This window comes from Candidatus Pseudothioglobus sp. uisw_070 (genome assembly GCF_059512545.2).
Genome location: NZ_CM183456.2, coordinates 627,740 through 646,248 on the forward strand (window position 1 = coordinate 627,740; position 18,509 = coordinate 646,248).

General features: G+C 36.0%; 24 protein-coding genes. 10 read left to right on the forward strand and 14 right to left on the reverse strand.

Annotation, left to right across the window (positions count from 1 at the left end; translation table 11 throughout):
• The first annotated feature begins 15 nt into the window (after positions 1 to 15).
• The gene (locus tag AC5YGD_RS03070; protein WP_416653022.1) at positions 16 to 384 is read left to right on the forward strand and encodes a hypothetical protein; all 369 of its coding nucleotides are present in this window, start codon (positions 16 to 18) and stop codon (positions 382 to 384) included.
• A gap of 20 nt (positions 385 to 404) precedes the next feature.
• The gene (locus tag AC5YGD_RS03075) at positions 405 to 812 is read left to right on the forward strand and encodes a N,N-dimethylformamidase alpha subunit family protein (RefSeq protein WP_271541124.1); all 408 of its coding nucleotides are present in this window, start codon (positions 405 to 407) and stop codon (positions 810 to 812) included.
• A gap of 157 nt (positions 813 to 969) precedes the next feature.
• Here AC5YGD_RS03075 and AC5YGD_RS03080 read toward each other — a convergent pair whose 3' ends face one another.
• Genes AC5YGD_RS03080 through AC5YGD_RS03105 form a run of 6 tightly spaced genes read right to left on the reverse strand, consistent with a single transcriptional unit; the run spans position 970 to position 5,168 of the window.
• On the reverse strand, positions 970 to 1,656 hold the full coding sequence (locus AC5YGD_RS03080) for a heparan-alpha-glucosaminide N-acetyltransferase domain-containing protein (RefSeq protein ID WP_496142071.1): 687 nt from the start codon (positions 1,654 to 1,656) through the stop codon (positions 970 to 972).
• Positions 1,657 to 1,665: 9 nt separating this feature from the next.
• On the reverse strand, positions 1,666 to 2,196 hold the full coding sequence (gene mog / locus AC5YGD_RS03085; RefSeq protein WP_416653027.1) for a molybdopterin adenylyltransferase: 531 nt from the start codon (positions 2,194 to 2,196) through the stop codon (positions 1,666 to 1,668).
• Between the two features lie 8 nt (positions 2,197 to 2,204).
• A complete protein-coding gene (locus tag AC5YGD_RS03090) occupies positions 2,205 to 2,441 on the reverse strand; it encodes a MoaD/ThiS family protein (RefSeq protein ID WP_496142072.1) in 237 nt (78 codons plus the stop codon).
• Positions 2,438 to 3,433: a GTP 3',8-cyclase MoaA gene (gene moaA, locus AC5YGD_RS03095; protein WP_496142073.1), complete on the reverse strand. Its 996-nt coding sequence runs from the start codon at positions 3,431 to 3,433 to the stop codon at positions 2,438 to 2,440. Before moaA ends, AC5YGD_RS03090 begins: the two co-directional genes overlap by 4 nt.
• Positions 3,430 to 3,909, reverse strand: a complete 480-nt coding sequence (gene moaC, locus AC5YGD_RS03100) for a cyclic pyranopterin monophosphate synthase MoaC (RefSeq protein WP_496142074.1) — start codon at positions 3,907 to 3,909, stop codon at positions 3,430 to 3,432. The genes moaA and moaC overlap by 4 nt, the downstream gene beginning before the upstream one ends.
• Positions 3,906 to 5,168 (reverse strand): molybdenum cofactor synthesis domain-containing protein, encoded by a 1,263-nt coding sequence (locus AC5YGD_RS03105; RefSeq protein ID WP_496142075.1) that lies wholly within the window; start codon positions 5,166 to 5,168, stop codon positions 3,906 to 3,908. The genes moaC and AC5YGD_RS03105 overlap by 4 nt, the downstream gene beginning before the upstream one ends.
• Before the next feature lie 93 nt (positions 5,169 to 5,261).
• Here AC5YGD_RS03105 and mobA point away from each other — a divergent pair, with 93 nt between their 5' ends.
• Entirely contained in the window at positions 5,262 to 5,840 is a 579-nt protein-coding gene (gene mobA / locus AC5YGD_RS03110) for a molybdenum cofactor guanylyltransferase MobA (RefSeq protein ID WP_496142076.1), read from the forward strand.
• Here the strand turns inward: mobA and AC5YGD_RS03115 are convergent.
• Together AC5YGD_RS03115 and AC5YGD_RS03120 are read right to left on the reverse strand one after the other, a co-directional pair.
• Entirely contained in the window at positions 5,837 to 6,289 is a 453-nt protein-coding gene (locus AC5YGD_RS03115; RefSeq protein ID WP_496142077.1) for a molybdenum cofactor biosynthesis protein MoaE, read from the reverse strand. The two genes, mobA and AC5YGD_RS03115, sit on opposite strands and share 4 nt — an antisense overlap.
• A 60-nt stretch (positions 6,290 to 6,349) precedes the next feature.
• Positions 6,350 to 7,045 carry a YczE/YyaS/YitT family protein gene (locus AC5YGD_RS03120; RefSeq protein WP_416687981.1) on the reverse strand — a complete coding sequence of 232 codons (696 nt, stop codon included), beginning with the start codon at positions 7,043 to 7,045 and terminating at the stop codon, positions 6,350 to 6,352.
• A gap of 166 nt (positions 7,046 to 7,211) precedes the next feature.
• Here AC5YGD_RS03120 and AC5YGD_RS03125 point away from each other — a divergent pair, with 166 nt between their 5' ends.
• The 3 genes from AC5YGD_RS03125 (at position 7,212) to AC5YGD_RS03135 (ending at position 10,261) form a co-directional block, all read left to right on the forward strand.
• Entirely contained in the window at positions 7,212 to 8,009 is a 798-nt protein-coding gene (locus tag AC5YGD_RS03125) for a phytanoyl-CoA dioxygenase family protein (protein ID WP_496142078.1), read from the forward strand.
• A 4-nt stretch (positions 8,010 to 8,013) separates the two neighbouring features.
• Positions 8,014 to 8,775 carry a TSUP family transporter gene (locus AC5YGD_RS03130; protein WP_496142079.1) on the forward strand — a complete coding sequence of 254 codons (762 nt, stop codon included), beginning with the start codon at positions 8,014 to 8,016 and terminating at the stop codon, positions 8,773 to 8,775.
• Between the two features lie 88 nt (positions 8,776 to 8,863).
• A complete protein-coding gene (locus AC5YGD_RS03135) occupies positions 8,864 to 10,261 on the forward strand; it encodes an aspartate ammonia-lyase (RefSeq protein WP_496142080.1) in 1,398 nt (465 codons plus the stop codon).
• A 40-nt stretch (positions 10,262 to 10,301) separates the two neighbouring features.
• Here the strand turns inward: AC5YGD_RS03135 and AC5YGD_RS03140 are convergent, their stop codons facing one another.
• From AC5YGD_RS03140 to ung, 5 genes are all read right to left on the reverse strand, one after another.
• Entirely contained in the window at positions 10,302 to 10,871 is a 570-nt protein-coding gene (locus tag AC5YGD_RS03140; RefSeq protein WP_496142081.1) for a DUF4389 domain-containing protein, read from the reverse strand.
• Positions 10,872 to 10,890: 19 nt separating this feature from the next.
• Positions 10,891 to 11,109, reverse strand: coding sequence for a helix-turn-helix domain-containing protein (locus tag AC5YGD_RS03145; protein ID WP_496142082.1), 219 nt, complete (start codon positions 11,107 to 11,109; stop codon positions 10,891 to 10,893).
• 9 nt (positions 11,110 to 11,118) lie between these two features.
• Positions 11,119 to 11,538: a hypothetical protein gene (locus tag AC5YGD_RS03150; RefSeq protein WP_496142083.1), complete on the reverse strand. Its 420-nt coding sequence runs from the start codon at positions 11,536 to 11,538 to the stop codon at positions 11,119 to 11,121.
• A gap of 97 nt (positions 11,539 to 11,635) precedes the next feature.
• Positions 11,636 to 12,676: an NAD(P)-dependent oxidoreductase gene (locus AC5YGD_RS03155; RefSeq protein ID WP_496142084.1), complete on the reverse strand. Its 1,041-nt coding sequence runs from the start codon at positions 12,674 to 12,676 to the stop codon at positions 11,636 to 11,638.
• Complete coding sequence (gene ung / locus AC5YGD_RS03160) at positions 12,673 to 13,344, reverse strand: uracil-DNA glycosylase (protein ID WP_496142085.1); 672 nt, start codon at positions 13,342 to 13,344, stop codon at positions 12,673 to 12,675. Before ung ends, AC5YGD_RS03155 begins: the two co-directional genes overlap by 4 nt.
• A 50-nt stretch (positions 13,345 to 13,394) precedes the next feature.
• Between ung and AC5YGD_RS03165 the strand changes: the two genes are divergently transcribed.
• The 3 genes from AC5YGD_RS03165 to AC5YGD_RS03175 are packed head-to-tail and all read left to right on the forward strand — an operon-like array spanning position 13,395 to position 14,965.
• Entirely contained in the window at positions 13,395 to 14,051 is a 657-nt protein-coding gene (locus AC5YGD_RS03165; protein ID WP_496142086.1) for a thiopurine S-methyltransferase, read from the forward strand.
• Complete coding sequence (locus tag AC5YGD_RS03170) at positions 14,051 to 14,356, forward strand: cold shock domain-containing protein (protein WP_496142087.1); 306 nt, start codon at positions 14,051 to 14,053, stop codon at positions 14,354 to 14,356. Before AC5YGD_RS03165 ends, AC5YGD_RS03170 begins: the two co-directional genes overlap by 1 nt.
• On the forward strand, positions 14,357 to 14,965 hold the full coding sequence (locus tag AC5YGD_RS03175; protein WP_496142088.1) for a transglycosylase SLT domain-containing protein: 609 nt from the start codon (positions 14,357 to 14,359) through the stop codon (positions 14,963 to 14,965). It abuts the gene before it with no gap.
• 111 nt (positions 14,966 to 15,076) lie between these two features.
• Here AC5YGD_RS03175 and AC5YGD_RS03180 read toward each other — a convergent pair whose 3' ends face one another.
• The gene (locus AC5YGD_RS03180) at positions 15,077 to 16,714 is read right to left on the reverse strand and encodes an ABC transporter ATP-binding protein (protein ID WP_502319139.1); all 1,638 of its coding nucleotides are present in this window, start codon (positions 16,712 to 16,714) and stop codon (positions 15,077 to 15,079) included.
• A gap of 157 nt (positions 16,715 to 16,871) precedes the next feature.
• On the opposite strand from AC5YGD_RS03180, the gene pyrG reads away from it, so the two are divergent.
• Complete coding sequence (gene pyrG, locus AC5YGD_RS03185; RefSeq protein WP_496142090.1) at positions 16,872 to 18,506, forward strand: CTP synthase; 1,635 nt, start codon at positions 16,872 to 16,874, stop codon at positions 18,504 to 18,506.
• Positions 18,507 to 18,509: the final 3 nt, after the last annotated feature.

An 18,509-nucleotide genomic window follows, 5' to 3' on the forward strand; every position in this document is an offset into this window, starting at 1 on the left:
AGGAGTTATATTAAAATGATTACTAATAAACACCCTAATATGATGGATCCACCTGTTGGTAAGTCAGTTGTTGGAACAAGCACTGAGCCTCTTAATGAATTAGAGAAAAGAGTAATTAGCCCTCTAGATGAGGATAAAGTTAGTGATTTGTCAGAATATTTATTTACACTTAATAATAGACACATTGGGCCAATTGCAGGTGCTTATGTTGCAGTTTGCATTGTTGAAGGAAAAGAGTGGTGTGTTGGCCAGTTGAATGCAGATCGAGCAAAGCCATTAATACTTTTTGAAGATAAGATCTTTAACACCCCTGAAGGCGCCCAAATTGAGGCAGGACGATTAAAAGAGGAGCGAGGAGAGTCAGTACCTTGTCGCAACCATTAATTACAAAATAGGAATATATTATGACAAATAAAGAAAAAGGTGTAATTGCAAACGAATCTTATGCCGAGACAGATGATTATATTACGAGGACTTATGTGATGCCTCTTTTGTTTGATGATGAATCACGCAGAAAATTGATTTCAGAGCATAGAAATAGTCCTGTTGGAACTGCTCCATCAAATGGAAGGGCAGCTATTGAGCATAGTCATGATCTTAGAAAAGTTCTTGATAAATTACGAAGAGCACCAATGGCTGGCAAATATGTTACTGTCTGTATTCGTATGTTTGAAAAATATAAGATAGGAATTGTTTCAGGAATTCGTGGTGTTCCAGTTGATATACAAGAAGAAATATATTCTTCAGAAGAGGCCTGTGAGCATGCAATTTTTTTAAAAAGAATTGCTAATTTAATGAATCACTACGGTTAGGTTTTGGTTTCTTGTAATCGTCTCTCTTTTTAATATACTATTTTTAATTACAGTAATGATCTTACTGAATAGTCGCTTTCTCCTGCAGAAATATTAACTACGATTACAAGAATCACCAATTCAAAGCTTAAATCAAGTTAGAGTATTACAAAGCCAATTAATTCAATAGGTTGTATGCCAAGCTCACAATGCTAAACAGTACTATCTGGTGAGTTAGATAGATAATTAGAGCATGTTTTCCTATTACTTCAAGCCAATTTAATCGAAATATAAATATCTTCTGATAATAAGGATTGTGTCCTAGATAAATTCCAATAAAGACAAAAGATAGCCATGGGAATAGAGGGTAATAATCAACACTACCAAGCGGTAAGTAAGGTTCAAGGAAGTATGAAATAAAACTAAGGTTAGGTTGATCAAAAATCGCACCAATCAGAATTAATGCAGCAATTAGCAAGGAGGTCTTAGGAAGATTTATAAAAGAAATTGCTATGATAGTAGAAAACCAAATTAAATGAAGGATTCCAAAATAGACCCATCCATCAGGAAACATTACGTAAGTTCCAGCTGAAACAAAAAGAGCAGCAATTCCTAAATATAATAAGCGCTTAAGAAATTTTTTAAACTTAATGCCTTTGCCATGAGCAATAACCAAGCTAATTCCAACAGCACTCAAGAAAAGAAAAACAATTAAGCAGCGCCACGCTATCCCAGCCCAATGAGTAAATAATGGAATATCAGAAAAGCCAAAAGAATTGAGATCATAGATAAAGTGAAAGGCAATCATCATAATGATTGCAATGCCGCGCATTAAATCAAGTGCTGAATCTCTTGTATTGATCATCAAATAAATTTACTCAAACACTTGAGAGACATAATTTTTATCGATTGTTATGACCGACTCATCAAGGAGCTCAAGACATTTCGGTACAGCTAAAAAAACTGCTCCAAGACATACAGAAATTGCGACTGGCTTGCCAGGAAGATTGATAATTAAGCTATTACCTCGAGTGCCTGCGATTTGCCGTGAAAGAATTGCTGTAGGAACCGTCCTAAGTGAAACAATCCTCATTTGCTCTGCAAATCCATCAAAGATTCTTTCACAAACTTCTTTAGTAGCTTCGGGCGTTACGTCTCGAGTAGTTGGACCAGTTCCGCCTGTTGTAAGAATTAAATTACAACCAAGACTGTCACTCATCTCTTTGAGAGTTTTCTCTATTAAAGGCTGCTCATCTTCAATTATTTTTGAAACCACCTCATATGGGCTAGTTACTGCTTTTGATATCCATTCCTGCATGGCAGGTCCACTAATATCTTCATAGATTCCACGTGCAGCTCTATCAGAAATAGTAAGGAATCCAATTTTAATTTTAGAATCGGTCATATAATCTTCTAGCCTCCAGTAACGGGCGGGAAAAAAGCCACCTCATCATCTTCTTTAACAATGGTATCTGACGCCGCCATTTCTTGATTAACTGCGCACAAAATGTTATTTGGAAAGTATTCACTCCCGTGTTTTTCAATAAGTTTTTGTTTGATAAAAGATATTGAAACTGGGGCGTCAAAATTCATCAAGTCATGACTTGTCTTTAAGTTTTCTTTTAGAGAAGCAAAGTAGATAATTTTCATCCACCAATCTCCACCATTTGACTGCTGCTAATATTATCAATTACGGAGTCAAAGAAATGTTTTTCTGGTTTTTTTGTTATGGCGTCAACGATTAATTGCTTAATTTCTGTATCAGTCATTCCTGATCTTAGGGCATCACGAAGTGAAACTGAGTCTTTCTGACCAAGGCATAAAATTAGCTCACCTTTAGCCGTTAATCTGACGCGGTTGCAGCTACTACAAAAATTATTTGAAACAGCTGATATTGTAGCTACACTGGTGTTGGTACCTTTAATGTGAAGAGCTTTTGCTGGTCCATCAGTTTGCTGGGCTTTCTTGGATTCAAGTTTACTTCCAAACCTTTTAAAGACTCTTTCAAGAATATCTTTTTCGCTGTAGTGTCTATCAACTGCTTCTATGCCAGCAAGCCCAATAGGCATGGTCTCAATAAAACGAATATCAATTCCTCGACCAATAGCAAAATCTATCATGGACTCAATTTCATCATCATTAACACCCTTCATGACGACCATATTAAGTTTGATAGGACTCATTCCAGCAGATATCGCCGCGTCAATTCCTTTAATAACTGTTACCAAGTCACCGTCCCTCGTAATTTCTTTAAAGCGCTCTGGGATAAGAGAGTCAATTGAAATATTGGCTCTATTAACGCCATTAGCCTTTAACTTGGCTGCTAGTGGGGGTAGAAGATGCGCGTTAGTTGAGAGCGGAATATCGTTAAGCCCAGGGATATCTCCAAGCATTTTAGTTAGCTCAAGAATGTCTTTTCGTAGCAGGGGCTCTCCGCCAGTAAGGCGCACCTTTGTAACACCTAGCTCTGAAAATAAACGAACAATTTTTGCAGTCTCCTCAAAAGAGAGGACCTGAGATCTTTTAGTGTGGGTTTGGTGATCCTCATCTCTACAATAATGGCATCTATAATTACAGTGGTCTGTAACTGAGACCCTTAGGTAAGTGATTTCTCGATTGTATGGATCAATTAGCTTGTTCATTTTGGTAATATCCAGTGCCCAGACTTGCCGCCTTTTTTTTCTAAAAGCTGGACATTATCAATGAGCATGAAGCGATCGACCGCCTTGCACATATCATAAACGGTAAGAGCTGCAATACTTGCAGCAGTTAGCGCTTCCATTTCAACACCAGTCTTGCCAGTTAGTTTTGCTGTAGCAATAATATCAATGCAGTTATTTTGAGTATTAGGTGTAAGCTCTACGCTCACTTTAGATAGCATTAGTGGATGACAAAGTGGAATCAGATCTGAGCATTTTTTTGCAGCTTGAATCCCAGCGACTCTTGCAACAGCAAGGACATCACCTTTTTTATGGGAGCCAGAGACAATTAAGTCAAGCGTTTCAGTTTTCATTACTATTCGCGCAGAAGCCTTGGCTTCGCGTGCAGTCTCATTTTTATCGGAAACATCTACCATTTGCGCTTCACCATTTGCGTTGATGTGGGTTAATTTACTCATCTTGTTAATTCACTCATTGAGTAGTAGTTGAGTATAGTCCCAGTTTCAAAGGTTGTATTTTCAGGTATCTCAATAATTCCATCAGCCCAAACAACCGAGCTCATAACATCTGAACCTTGTTTTGGGAAGAGATTCGCTAAAGGAGTCTCCGTTGAATGGTCAATACGAACGCGCGCATATTCACGCCTAGGCTTAGCACGTTTGCAGTCAAAGTTAGTTTTCACCTTTAAAATTTTAGATTCATAGTTACTGTTTCCTTGCATTTTTTTTATAAATGGCAATGAAAAAATACAAAAAGTTACAAAGCTTGATACTGGGTTTCCTGGCAGCCCAATAAATGGAGTCTGCTTAACTTTACCATAAGCCAAAGGTTTTCCAGGTTTCATTCGAATTTTCCAAAGATTTAACTCTCCAAGTTTTTCAACAGCAGGTTTAACGTGATCTTCTTCGCCAACTGAGACCCCGCCAGTTGTCATAATTAAATCACACTGACTCTCAAGTGCTTCAAGTGCTTCACAGGTTGCATCCAACTTGTCTTCTATATTTCCAAGGTTTATTACATCACATCCAACCTGCTTGAGAAGCGCTACAAGAGCGTAACGATTAGAGTTGTAAATTTTTCCAGGTGTCAAAGGGTTTCCAGGCTCAACCAATTCATCACCTGTAAAAAAAACACCTACTTTAATTTTTTTAAAAACGACCAATTCACCAACACCAACTGAGGCGGCTAAAGAAATATCTTGAGGCTTGATTTGCCTTCCTAAACTCAGAATAATATTATCTTTAAGAATGTCATTTCCAGTGGGGCGAATATTTTCATTTAAATTAATAGCTCTTTTAACCGTTATCTGAGATTTATCCTCAGAGAGAGTACATTCTTCCTGCATTACAACTGTATTAGCCCCATTTGGAATTGAAGCGCCAGTAAATATTCTAGCAGCGTTGCCTATCTTTAAGTCATTTCCAGTTGAGCCTGCAGCAATTCTATCGACAACATCAAAGCTCAAGTTTTCTTTTGCTATTTGGTTGTCATTAAGTGCAATAGTGTAGCCATCCATTGCGCTATTATCAAAACCTGGAACGTTTATTGTTGAATGTATATCGCTTGCTAAAATTCTACCGAGTGAGTCATCCAAAGAAACCGCTTCTGTCATTGCTGTAACACTAGCAGAATCAATTAGAAAGGACAAAGCATCATCTGCACTCATCAGTGAATCACTAAACATTGCTGAGCTTGAGTTAGTGCTTTGACTATTCATTAGGTTCTATGGATTTAATATTCATACGGTATATTATACAATTGTAAGTAAATTTTCTAATTAAAAATAACTTGAAAAAAGCACAAGCATTAAGTGAATAAAATATCAAAAAATGAGATTTCAGCTGTCATTTTAGCTGGGGGTATGGGCTCAAGAATGGGCGGAAAAGATAAGGGGCTTATTGAGTTTCGAAACCTTCCATTAATTTCATATGCAGCCAGTGTTGCTAAGGATAGGGTAAGTCAAATATTTATAAGTGCAAATAGAAGTTTAGAGGATTATTCTAAATATGGAAAAGTAATAGAAGACGACTTAGAAGGCTATCAGGGCCCACTAGCTGGAATTTCTAAAGCTTTAAAAGTCTGTACTTCTAATTATTTGTTGGTTCTCCCCTGTGACAGTCCAATGATTGAAGTGACCTTAATCGATTCTCTTATTGAGAGAATGGAGTCTAGTGAGTGTGATATTTGTGTTGCTCATGATGGGCAAAGAATGCACGCAACCTTTGCGCTTATGAAATCAAATCTTAATGAAAGTCTTGATCAATTTTTAGCAGAAGGGGGTCGTAAAATGGCTCTCTGGTATCGTCAGCAGCAAACTGAAAGAGTTAATGTCTCAAGTCATTTAGAGTTGTTAACTAATTTAAACAGTCCAGAAGACTTTAATATTTAAGATTTCCAGCGTTTTTTTTGCTTTTCATCTTTGGATCTCGCACCAACCCACTCTTCATTATTTTCTGTTACTTCTTTTTTCCAAAAAGGGGCATCAGTTTTTAGGAAATCCATAATGAAATTACATGAGTCAAATGCTTCTTGACGATGCTTACTAGTTGTTATAACCAAAACTATTTGATCGTTAACATCAAGAGTTCCAATGCGGTGAATAATCGTGACATTTTCAATTTCCCATTTATCTCTCGCCTTTTTAACAATTGATTCTAAAGATTTTTCAGTCATCCCTGGGTAGTGCTCAAGAGTCATAGAGCTAAGCGATTTTGGTTGAAGGTCTCTAACTGTGCCAACAAAACTTACAACAGCGCCAATACTAGAGTTATTGGCTTTAGCAAGCTTAACTTCAGTGGTTAAGTCAAAGTCATCGAGTTGAATGAGAATTTTATCCATTATTTGATTTTATCTTTATTAAGATTATTACTGGAATTAAATATTTAAAAATGACTCAAACTAGTTTTGCTTTGATAATTTTCCTACAAGAGTTATTCCTAGTGCAACTGATGGCCCAATTCCAAGTGCAAACAATGCCGTTCCAAGCCCAACAACTTCACCCAATAATTTGTCAATGTTATTAAGGAGGCAGAGAGAGCCAACTACTACTACGCTGATTTCAATCGTTGTTCGAATTGAATATATTGGCATATTAGTTATTCTTTGTAAGCCAATCATTAATCCATCCCTGGGTCCTGCGCCTAAGTTTGAAATCAAATAAAACCCACTTCCAAGTCCAATAACAAGAATACCAATAATGACCTGTAAAACCTGCATTGGATACGCTTCAGGATATGGCAAGTAATAAACTGAAAACTCAATTGTTAGTGCTATTATGAAGGCATTGAGAATTGTTCCCATCCCAGGTTTTTGTTTAAGCGGAATCCACATGAATAACACAAATATGCTGATAACAAAAGTAGAAAAGCCAATTGACCAATCAGTAAGGTTTGATATCCCTTGGGCTAATACAGTATATGGGCCAACACCAGCACCACTGGTTATTAAAAGACTTTCTCCAAGACCAAATAAAAATAATCCAAATACTAAAAATATAAAAGTTAGTGGCTTAGGCTTAAGATTAAACGAGTCTTCAGAGCTCCAAGCAACTTTAGGAATTGTTTTAATAGTAAAGGTCTCAGAAAAAAGTTTCATGGATCATTGAGGCTGAAAAAATTACACTAATAATACAGTTGTTTATGTCAACTCTAGTGCTGTGTATTAATTATTATATTTATCTTCTAAGTTTCAAGTTTTAATGATTATCATAGGTTTATTGAAAATGAACTCATAAATTATCAATATTAACCAGTCAACCCTCATGAAAACACTTCTTACTCAATCAGAAATACAAGACTTTAAAGATGATGGTGTTGTTGTTCTTAGAGGTGTTTTTAATGAGTGGATTGATACTTTATCTAAGGGAGCTGACTTTCATATTAAGAATCCAAGCGAAGGTGCATTGGTACATAAAGGAGAAGATTATCAAGGCAAGTTTTTGGAGGACTTTTGTAATTGGCAGAGGATTCCAGAGTATAAAGACTTTGTATTGAATTCACCCCTTGCTTCAATTGCAGCAGACTTAATGGAGTCAAAATCAGCACAATTTTTTCATGATCACTTTTTTTATAAAGAGGCGCTCTCAGGAGCCCCTACTCCTTGGCATCAAGACCTTCCTTATTACTGCGTTTCAGGGCATCAAACAGTCAGTTTTTGGCTGCCTCTTGAGTCAAGAAAGAAGAGTGTTTCGTTGAGATCACTGGCAGGAAGTCATCATTTAAATAAAGAGATTCGGCCAACAAGCTGGGCGAACAATGAGAGCTTTTATGAAGATAATAATGCTTTTATGGATATGCTAAATATTGATAATGGTGATTTTAAAATCAAGCAATGGGAAACTGAGCCAGGTGATGTTGTTGTATTTAACTTTAAGACAATACACGGTGTAAATGCTAATAAGGTGGATGATGTTAGCCGCACTCTTTCGTTTCGTTTGCTCGGGGATGATGTAGTTTATCGTAATAGACCAGGGCGAACTTCACCTAATTTTCCAGGTATTAGCCAGAAAGATGGTGAGCGATTGAGGGAGGACTGGTTCCCTATTATTTGGGGCAATTGAGATTATGGATTTAGCAAATTACTCTTTGGAGATTCTAACTTTTTTATTTTTCGTTGGTATGGTTGCAGGATTTCTAGATACCTTGGTTGGAGGAGGTGGTTTGTTAGCAGTGCCTGCATTACTATTAAGTGGTATTCCGCCTATCTATGTCCTGGGAACAAATAAATTTCAAGGTAGTATGGGCACTGGAATTGCAACACTCCTCCTTTTTCGTAAAAAAAAGCTGAATTGGAGTGCTATTAAATATTTAATGGTAGTGTCTTTTATTGGCTCGGTAATAGGCGGAGTTATAGTTCAGTTTATTGACACCAAAGCGCTCTCTTTTGCAATACCAATAGTGCTGGTATTTATTTCAACTTATTTTATTATCTCACCTAAGCCAAAGAAAACCTCGAAGAGCTCGGTATCCAGCAAAAGTTTTGATAAATATGCTGTTCCAGCAGTTGGTTTTTACGATGGCATGTTTGGACCTGGCGCTGGATCTTTTTTTGTAATGACAGCAGTTATGCTAAAAAAACTTGAAATTATTCAAGCAACAATTCTAGCAAAGCCATTAAATTTTGCATCAAACATTGCTGGATTTATAGTTTTCTTTAGTTTTGGCCATATAGCCTTTTTAATTGGTCTGGTAATGATGGTAGGACAATTAATAGGCGCTTTTTTTGGAACCCATTATTTATTGAAGGCTAACCCACTTGTTATTCGGTTTTTAATTGTCATTACGTCAATTTCAATGCTTACTCGGTATTTGTATTCTCTGGTTTAGCATTAATGCTGTTAAAAATATGATTCTCTTAAGCGTATCATTTGCTCAATCTACTGATTAAGGTAATATTTTTTCAATATTGAAAATTATGGAATATAGAATAGAAACAGATTTTTTAGGTGAAATGAAAATACCTTTTGATGCTTATTACGGAATCCATACTAAGCGTGCTGTTGAAAATTTTCCGATAGCGGATGTTGCGATTTCAGTTTATCCAAATATAGTTATAGCCTATGCAATGGTCAAGCTTGCTTGCGCTCGAGCAAATAATAAATTGGGCCTATTAGAGGATGAAATTTTTGAGCCTATAGTCAGAGCTTGTGAGAGAATTATTAATGGTGAATTTCATGATCAGTTTATTGTGGAGATAATCCAGGGAGGCGCTGGCACTTCAACAAATATGAATGCAAATGAAGTCATTGCTAATGTTGCACTAGAAATGATAGGGAAAGAGAAGGGTGATTACGAGTCCATCTCCCCGCTTATGCATGTAAATATGTCACAGTCAACGAATGACACTTATCCTACTGCCTTGCTGGTTGGATTTTTAAAAGAATATGATCCTTTATTGGAAGCAATTAAAGCTCTCTCTGATTCTTTTCATGCCAAAGGCATTGAATTTTCTGGAGTCATTAAAATGGGGCGAACACAACTTCAAGATGCTGTGCCAATGAGCCTTGGTCAGGAATTTACTGCTTTTGGTAATACTCTGTTAGATGACATTAAAAGGCTTAATGAGATGTCACAATTATTTTTAGAGGTTAATTTAGGGGCTACCGCTATTGGAACTGGAATTAATAGCCATTTAGATTATCCAAAAATAGCAGTAGAGGCTTTGGCAGAATTATCTGGACTGCCTTTAGTGCTGGCTCCAAACCCAATTGCTGCAACCTCTGATACTAGTGCCTTTGTTTCATTCTCATCTGTTTTAAAGCGAGTAGCTATAAAACTTTCAAAAATATCTAATGACTTAAGATTATTATCATCAGGCCCAATTGCTGGGTTTAACGAAATCAATCTTCCCGCCGTGCAAGCTGGATCATCAATTATGCCTGGGAAAGTTAATCCTGTTATTCCTGAGGCTGTTAATCAAACTGCTTTTCAAGTAATTGGAAATGATTTAGTAATTACTTTGGCAGCTGAAGCTGGTCAAATGCAGCTCAATGCTTTTGAGCCTGTTTTAGCCGTAAATATATTACGCTCATTACGCTATATGACAAATGCGATGGTTATGCTAAGGACAAAGTGTGTGGACGGAATTACTGCTAACGTTGAAGTTTGTGCAAGATATGTTGAACAAAGTCCTGGGATAGCAACATTTTTTACGCCTCATTTAGGCTATAAAGAGTCAGCTCGTATTGCCAAAAAAGCTCTAAAAGATGGAATGACTGTTCGAGAAATTATTATTCAAGAGGGGCTTATGACAGAAGAGCAAGTGAATGAAGTTTTGCATGTGGACAATCTTACAAAGCCTAATATTCGTTGAGTTATTGAAGCTTAAGGGACCACACTTTAAAGACTTTAAGTTAACCGAGTTTAAATGGTGGGTACTGATCTGTTGTTAATAAAAATGCGTAAGCATTTACTCTTAATGACCAGCGCAGGAAGCCTTCAACAAAATCAAATATGCCTTTAGGATATCGTCCTGTGAATAGAATCGTAAACCAAGCAAAAATACTACAAAAAACAACAGCAATAAACATAAGTACTAAAACGATATAGTGTGGGATAGCTAGAAACCATTTAAGAAGTGGCATCCATCTATTTAAGTCTTTCTTAACATCTGGATATGGTATTTCAACTTGTAATGCTTGGTCATTTTCGGTTGAAGGGTATTCGTCCCTCATTAACAAACCATAGGCTGCAATTCTAAGCCAGAATTTAGTAAGAGCGAGATTCCAATCAAACCACCACTTTGGGTATTTTTCTCTAAAAAGAATCATTAAAACTACTGCCAGTGATAAAGCCTCAGCATAAGAAGAAATAATAGAAAGAATAATAACAATTGGAATTATTAATACTAATCTAAACATGGCAGTTAATTTATTAGATTTTTCTGGGTAATCAATCTTTAGGTTTACTGGATATTGCTTCATTTTTAATCCTCTTAGAAAGTTATTTACTAATATAAAAAACTTCTTGTATTTCTTTGTTGAATGCTAATGCAATTTTGAAAGCTAACTCTAGAGATGGGGTGTACTTATATTTCTCAATGGCAACAACTGTTTGCCTGGAAATACCAACAAAGTCAGCAAGTTCTTGTTGTGTCATCTCGTTATTATTAAATCTGAGTTTTCTGACAGAATTTTCTATATTGATTTTTTTCTTAGCCATTGTAAATAACTATTTATAGAGATATATTTTCAAAAAAGTACTACAGATGCTTGCTAAGAACACTGAAAAAGTAATAGCAATTATTCCAAAGTTTATATGTAAGTTAAACCACCCTAATAGAACAAGAATAATTACAAGGGAGATACCAAATATGACACTACTTAATCTCAAAGCATAGAACTCAATGATATTATCCCTTTCATCTACGATATTTTTTTCTTTGCTCTCAGTAATGATTGCTGAAACTATGGCGATAACTATGGCAAAAAAGATAGCTGCAAGTATGGATATTCCAATGCCTTGAACAAGCACTTGAGTAATTGAAGCGATACTCATATTAGCGGCTGCATTTAATTTAGAGTACATCCAGATAATTGCTATTGCAGCTGAGATTATTTCGGTTAAAGTATTTCTAATTTTTATATTCATATCTATAAGTTATTTAATATGTAAATTATAACATACTTAATGTAATATATAACATACTTTATGTCAATAATATATTACATAATAAGGGATGAACCTACTATAGTTTATGAGGAATAATAAAATTTGTATGATAATGCTTCCATTCATATCGCTCAGGGTAATGACGTCTATAATCCTCAAACTTTGAACTGTCTTTGAGGACTTCATGGTCATCAAAGAATGAGTATATTGAGTTGAGTGTTTCATGAAGAGAGCTTTCATTAATGGCTCTTATTTCAGGGTTAATAAGCGATTCAATTTCTTTATTAAATGGAGCTTTTGTAAAGCTACATAACTCTTTATAAATCATAAAACTACCCATAAATTTTGCATCTATTGAGTGCCCTGCAATGTGAGGTGTTGCCCAGTATGCGTTACTTTGCAGTTTAGGATTAATATTGGGCTCGTTTTCCCAGCAGTCTATTATATTTTCTTTTGTTTTGGTCATTTCCCATAGGCTTTCATCGATTACGCCTCCTCGAGCTGCATTGATTAATATCGTATCTTTTTTAATGAGGTTAAAGTTTTGACTTCCAAGAAGGTTGTGAGTTGGGTGGGCCCCTGAAAATGTTAGAGGGGTATGGAAAGTTACAATATCAGCACTTAGCGCAACATTAAGGCCAACAAACTTATTTTTTCCTTCATTAGCTTCACGGATGGGATCATTAAGAAGAGTCGTTATCCCAAGTTGATTTGCTTTAAAGTCTAGCCTAGAGCCAACATTTCCAACACCAATTATTCCAAGCGTTTTAGTTGATAAATCAAAGTTATAATCATTCGCTAGATTGGAAAGAGCACTAATGACATACTCTGTAACTGCATTGGCATTACAGCCCTGGGCAGATACAAATGAAATAGCATTTTCTTTTAAATAATTTTCATCAATGTGGTCAAGTCCTGCAACTGTCGAGCCAACAAACCTGACTTTAGTTCCGTCAAGGAGCTGTTTGTTGACTTTGGTTCTTGATCTGACAATAAGTATCTTGCAATCTAATAAACTCTCTCGGGTAATTAGCCTACCTGGAAGGGCGGTAATTTCACCAAAACCAGAGAAGATTTCTTTATAACCCCATACTGCATCATCAATCATTAGCTTCATGGGTTAATGCTCCAATCAATAGGCTCTTGATCCGTTGATTTAAGGTAATTGTTTGTTTTAGAGAAATGCTTAGAGCCAAAGAAGCCTTTATAAGCGGATAAGGGCGAAGGGTGAGGGGCGCTAAGTATCAGATGTTTATTGCTGTCAATTAATTCAGATTTCTTATTTGCGTAAGTGCCCCATAAAATAAACACTAAATTATTTTTATGACTACTTAAAATTTGAATAACTTTGTCAGTAAAGTTTTCCCAGCCCTGGTTGGCATGCGAAGCAGGGCTATTTTTTTCGACTGTAAGAACGCTATTAAGAAGAAGTACGCCTTGGTTAGCCCATGAAACTAAATTTCCATGCTCAGGTTTAGAGAAACTCACATCATCATTTTGCAGCTCCTTAAAGATATTTCTAAGTGACGGCGGAATAAGAATACCTTTTGGAACTGAAAAGCTTAAGCCTTCTGCCTGACCTTCTCCGTGATAAGGATCCTGCCCAAGTATGATTACTTTGGTTTTTTCAAAGCTTGAATACTCCAGCGCTTTGAACCATGAGTCAATAGGCGGATAGATGCTTAAATTCTTTTTTGATTTAAGATAAGAATCTAGAGCTTTGAAATATTGTTTTTCTTTTTCAGGATTTAAATAATCTGACCAGCCACTTTTAAAATGGGTCATAATGTTTTATGATTAACTAATATGACACTCTATTATATCAAGGAATAAATATGACAGACTGGCACAGTAGATGGGAGAGCAATAAAATTGGTTGGCATGCAGATCAAGTTAACCAGAATTTGATTGATTATTTTTCCAAGCTCAACTTAGTCGATGGGGATAAGATTTTTGTGCCACTTTGTGGTAAGAGTGTTGACATGTTCTATCTATTAAAAAGAGGTATCAGAGTTGTCGGCGTAGAGATGAGTGAGATTGCTATTGAGCAGTTTTTTAGCGAGAATAAATTAGAATATTCTGTTTCCAAAGTTGATGATTTAATACTTTATGAGGGTGATAAAATTCAAATATTCTGTGGTGACTTCTTTACTTTAAAAGCAAACCACTTAGTTGACGTTAAAGCAGTTTATGATCGTGCATCACTTATTGCCTTAGATAAGGCGTTAAGACAGAAATATGTTAATCATTTAAATGATATAATATTAAATGATGTCAGGGTGTTATTGTTAACTTTGAACTATCCTCAACATCAATGGGTTGGCCCGCCTTATGCTGTTAGTAAACTGGAGGTTGACTCACTTTATGGTGGTTCGTTTCAATGTCAAGAACTTCAAAATATTAGTGATATTGAAAATGAGCCAATGTTCCTACTTCAAGGAGTAGATTTTGTTGAAAAAGCAGTGTATTGTCTGCAAAAAGTGAGAATGTAATGGCTAAAAAAATGACGGGCATAGTCGCCCAATTTGGTACAAAAGGTTATGGATTTATTACGGGAGACGATAATGAAAAGTATTTCGTTCACCAGAAAAATGTTTTTAACAAATCACGTTTAAGAAGTGATACTAGAGTTAAATTTAAAGTTGAAAACTCTGATAAAGGTTTAGTTGCTATTGATGTCAAGTTAGAGAAGGTTACTCAAGAGTCAGAACCTTTAACTGACAATGATATTAAAGCAATGTTTGGTGTCTTATTGGTTTTTCAGTTGATTATTGCTTACTTTGTTTTTATTGCTTAAATGAAAAAACTGTTTGTCCTAAGTTTATTAGTTGTAATTTCTGTATCTGGGTGTTTTTCAACGCCTGCTAGAGAAGTTACTAACATCTGTAATTTGCTTGATGAGAAGGTTAGTTGGTATCGAGCAGCTAAGCTCAGCGAGGAGAAATGGAAAGTGCCGATGCATTTGCAGATGGCAATCATTCATCAAGAGTCTCGCTTTGCTTCAAAAGCAAAGCCGCCACGAAATAAAATTTTTGGAATCATACCTGGTGCAAGGCCTACAGATTCATTTGGCTATACCCAGGCTAAAAAAGCGACTTGGGACTGGTACCAACTTAAAACTGGCAACAAGACTGCTAAGAGAGATGATTTTGCTGATGCGATTGATTTTGTTGGTTGGTATGCTAACCAGTCTTCATTACGCTCTAAGATCAGTAAGTCAGATGCATATCGCCAGTATCTTGCTTACCATGAGGGTCATGGTGGCTTTAATAAGAAAAGCTATGAAAGCAAGGCCTGGTTAATTGATATCGCAAAAAAAGTTGAAAATAAATCTAATACTTATAAGACTCAGCTCTCCCAGTGCAGAGATGAGCTCGATAGTAATAGAATCTGGACGCTTTTCTAGATCACTTTGTAAAAAGTGATTTGATTCATTAAATAGCCTTTGCTACCTAATTTAATGAAAGAGATTTATCAGACGTACTAGATCGAATAAAAAATAAGGAAAGTTAACTTATTAAAGTTGCTGCTGGTTAAGCTTTGCGTATTCCCCAGAGGCCTTAATGAGCTCTTTATGAGAGCCTTGCTCAATAATCTCACCATCTTTTAAAACGATAATACGATCTGCATTTTGAATTGTGCTTAATCGATGAGCAATAATGATTGTGGTTCGTCCTTTCTGCATTTTAGTGATTGCTGACTGAACAAGTTTTTCAGTTGCAGAGTCGAGCGCTGAGGTTGCCTCATCAAGAATTAAAATAGCACTATCTTTTGCAATTGCCCTAGCAATGGAAAGTCTTTGGCGCTGACCACCTGATAGGGTTACTCCGTCTTCCCCAATATCAGAGTCAAATTTATTATCCAATTTTTCAATGAACTCAATAGAATTGGATACATTTGCTGCATTAATAATTGAATCCATAGACATCTTATCTTTCTGTCCAAAGGCAATATTACCACTAATAGTGTCATTAAATAGTCGTACATTTTGATCGACAAAAGAAAAATTTGATCTGAAAGATTCTAGATCAAAGTTATTAATATTTTCTTTATTTATAGAAATTTTTCCACCTGTTGGATTATAAAAGCGAGTAAGAAGATTAACCAAAGTAGTTTTTCCGCTTCCAGTTGAGCCAACAAGGGCAATAGTTTCGCCTTGCTTAATATTTAGATTAATGTTTGTTAATGAAGGCTTTTCATTAGCATATGAAAAGCTAACATTATCAAAACAAATATCACCACCTGTTTGTTTCATTTTGGTATTACCGAGATTGGATTCAGATTTTTCATCAATCAAATTAAAGACACTGGTTCCAGAAACTAGAGCCTGTTGCAATGGCTTATTAATATTTATAAGCGTTTTAGAGGGTTTAACCAGCATTCCCATAGCTGTAAAGTAAGCTAAAAAGTCACCAGCACTCATCATTAGGTGGGTTGATGAAAAATACACAACACAGGCTAGAGAAAAGCCAATTAGAGCATTTACAATAGAGGTATTAAGACTTGCAGCCACATCGACTTTGAACCTTTGCTGACGAATTGTATTGATAATATTAAAAAATTTATTTTGCTCACTAGATTGAGCGTTGTAGATCTTAATTAGATCATTGCCTGAAATATTTTCATCTAAAAGATGAGTCATTTTCCCCATTGACTCTTGAACTTTTCTTGAGCCTTTTCTGATTCGAGATGTGGATAGTTTTACTGCAAAATAAACCAGCGGAAGTAGCACTAAGAGAGTGAGGCTTAATAGAAAATTTTTGTAGAATAGATAGCCTGTTAGTATTACAACAGAGAATGAAGATTTAATAAGCTCTAACCACATGGTTGATGCTGCTGCGGAAATTTGCTCAACGTCAAAGGTCAGTTTTGAAAGCGTCTCTCCTGTTGTATTTTTATCGAAGTAAGTTTTAGGAAGTCTTAGAAGCTTGGAAAACATATCAACTCTTAGGTCTAGTATTACTTTGTTTGAAATCCAAGAGCTTGCACTGACTGATATTAAAGCGAATATAGAGCTTAAAGCAATTACAATAAAGAGGACTGTTGAGTAAGAAAGTGCATCTTTAGTGGTGTGATTATTAGAGAATAATGTGTCAACAATTTGACCTGTAATTTCAGGTATTGATGTCTCCAATACCGTAGCAAATATCATCATTATTGATGTAAAGGCAAGCTTTCCAATATGGTTTTTTAAGTATTGAAAGAGTCTCTTTACGAATTGTCTATAATCCATCGTGATTTGTTTGTTTGGATGTGCCCATATTCTACCTAATTTTGTGTATCATAACTATTTCAAACTTTGTTAGTTTTACATGACAAAATACATCTTTATAACTGGTGGTGTTGTGTCTTCTTTAGGTAAGGGGATAGCTTCAGCATCTTTGGCTTCAATTCTAGAAACTCGAGACCTCAAAGTTACCCTTCTTAAATTAGACCCTTATATAAATGTCGATCCTGGAACAATGAGTCCATTTCAGCATGGTGAGGTTTTTGTTACCAATGATGGCGCTGAAACTGATCTAGACTTAGGTCACTATGAGCGATTTGTTCGAACTCAACTTGGGAAAAAGAATAACTTTACAGCTGGAAGAGTTTATCAAAATGTTATAGAGCGAGAGAGAAGAGGTGATTATCTTGGCGCAACGGTTCAAATCATTCCTCATATTACTGATGAAATAAAAAAATTAATGAAGGAAGGTGTTGAAGATGCTGATGTAGCTCTTGTAGAAATTGGCGGGACGGCAGGCGATATTGAGTCTCTTCCATTTTTAGAAGCAATTCGGCAGATGAGCTTAGAACTTGGTCGTGAGAATACCTTATTCATCCATTTAACGCTCCTTCCTTATATTAAAGTAGCAGGTGAGCTAAAGACTAAACCAACTCAGCACTCTGTAAAAGAGCTTCGTGGGATTGGAATACAACCAGACATCCTTATTTGTAGATCAGAATACCCACTTGAAGATTCAGATCGTAAAAAAATTGCCTTATTTACAAATGTTGCTGAAAATTCAGTTTTCATGTCTTTGGATAAAGACACCATTTATAAGGTTCCTGAAGACCTTCATGAGCAGGGTCTTGATGACGTTGTTGTATCAAAATTAGGACTTAAATGTGGTCCAGCAGATTTATCAGAATGGAAGAATGTTGTTTCTAGACTAGAAAGACCTAACCATAGTGTTGATGTTGCGATGGTTGGAAAATACATGGATTTAACAGAGTCTTATAAATCGCTTTCAGAAGCGCTAATTCATGCTGGAGTCCATACCCAAACCAAAGTAAATATTCATTATTTTGATTCTGAAGAGATCGAAAAAAATGGTGCTGGCGCTTTAAGTAAAATGAGCGCAGTATTGGTGCCTGGTGGCTTTGGATTACGCGGTATAGAAGGAAAGATTAAAGCAGTTCAATTTGCTCGTGAAAATAATATTCCTTTCTTAGGGATTTGCTTAGGCCTGCAAGTTGCTGTAATTGAGTTTGCTAGAAATATGGCGCAAATGGACGGAGCAAATAGTACAGAATTTGATGAAAACACAGATTATCCAGTTATAGGACTTATTACTGAGTGGCAAGATGAAAATGGAGAAACTCAAAAACGTGATTCAGAGTCACACTTAGGCGGAACTATGAGGCTCGGTGGTCAAGAGTGTGAGCTAGTAAAGGGTACTCATTCTCAAAAAATTTATGGTTCAGATAAGGTAGTTGAAAGGCATCGCCATAGATACGAAGTTAATAATAACCTTATCTCTAAAGTTGAAGAGGCTGGCCTTAAAATTTCAGGAAGGTCTTCTGATGGCCTTTTAGTTGAAATGGTTGAAATTAAAGACCATCCTTGGTTTGTCGCTTGCCAGTTTCATCCAGAATTTACTTCTACGCCAAGAGATGGCCATCCTTTATTTGAAAGTTTTATCAAGGCAGCAAAGCAAGCTCATAATCTAATACTCTCTTAAGTT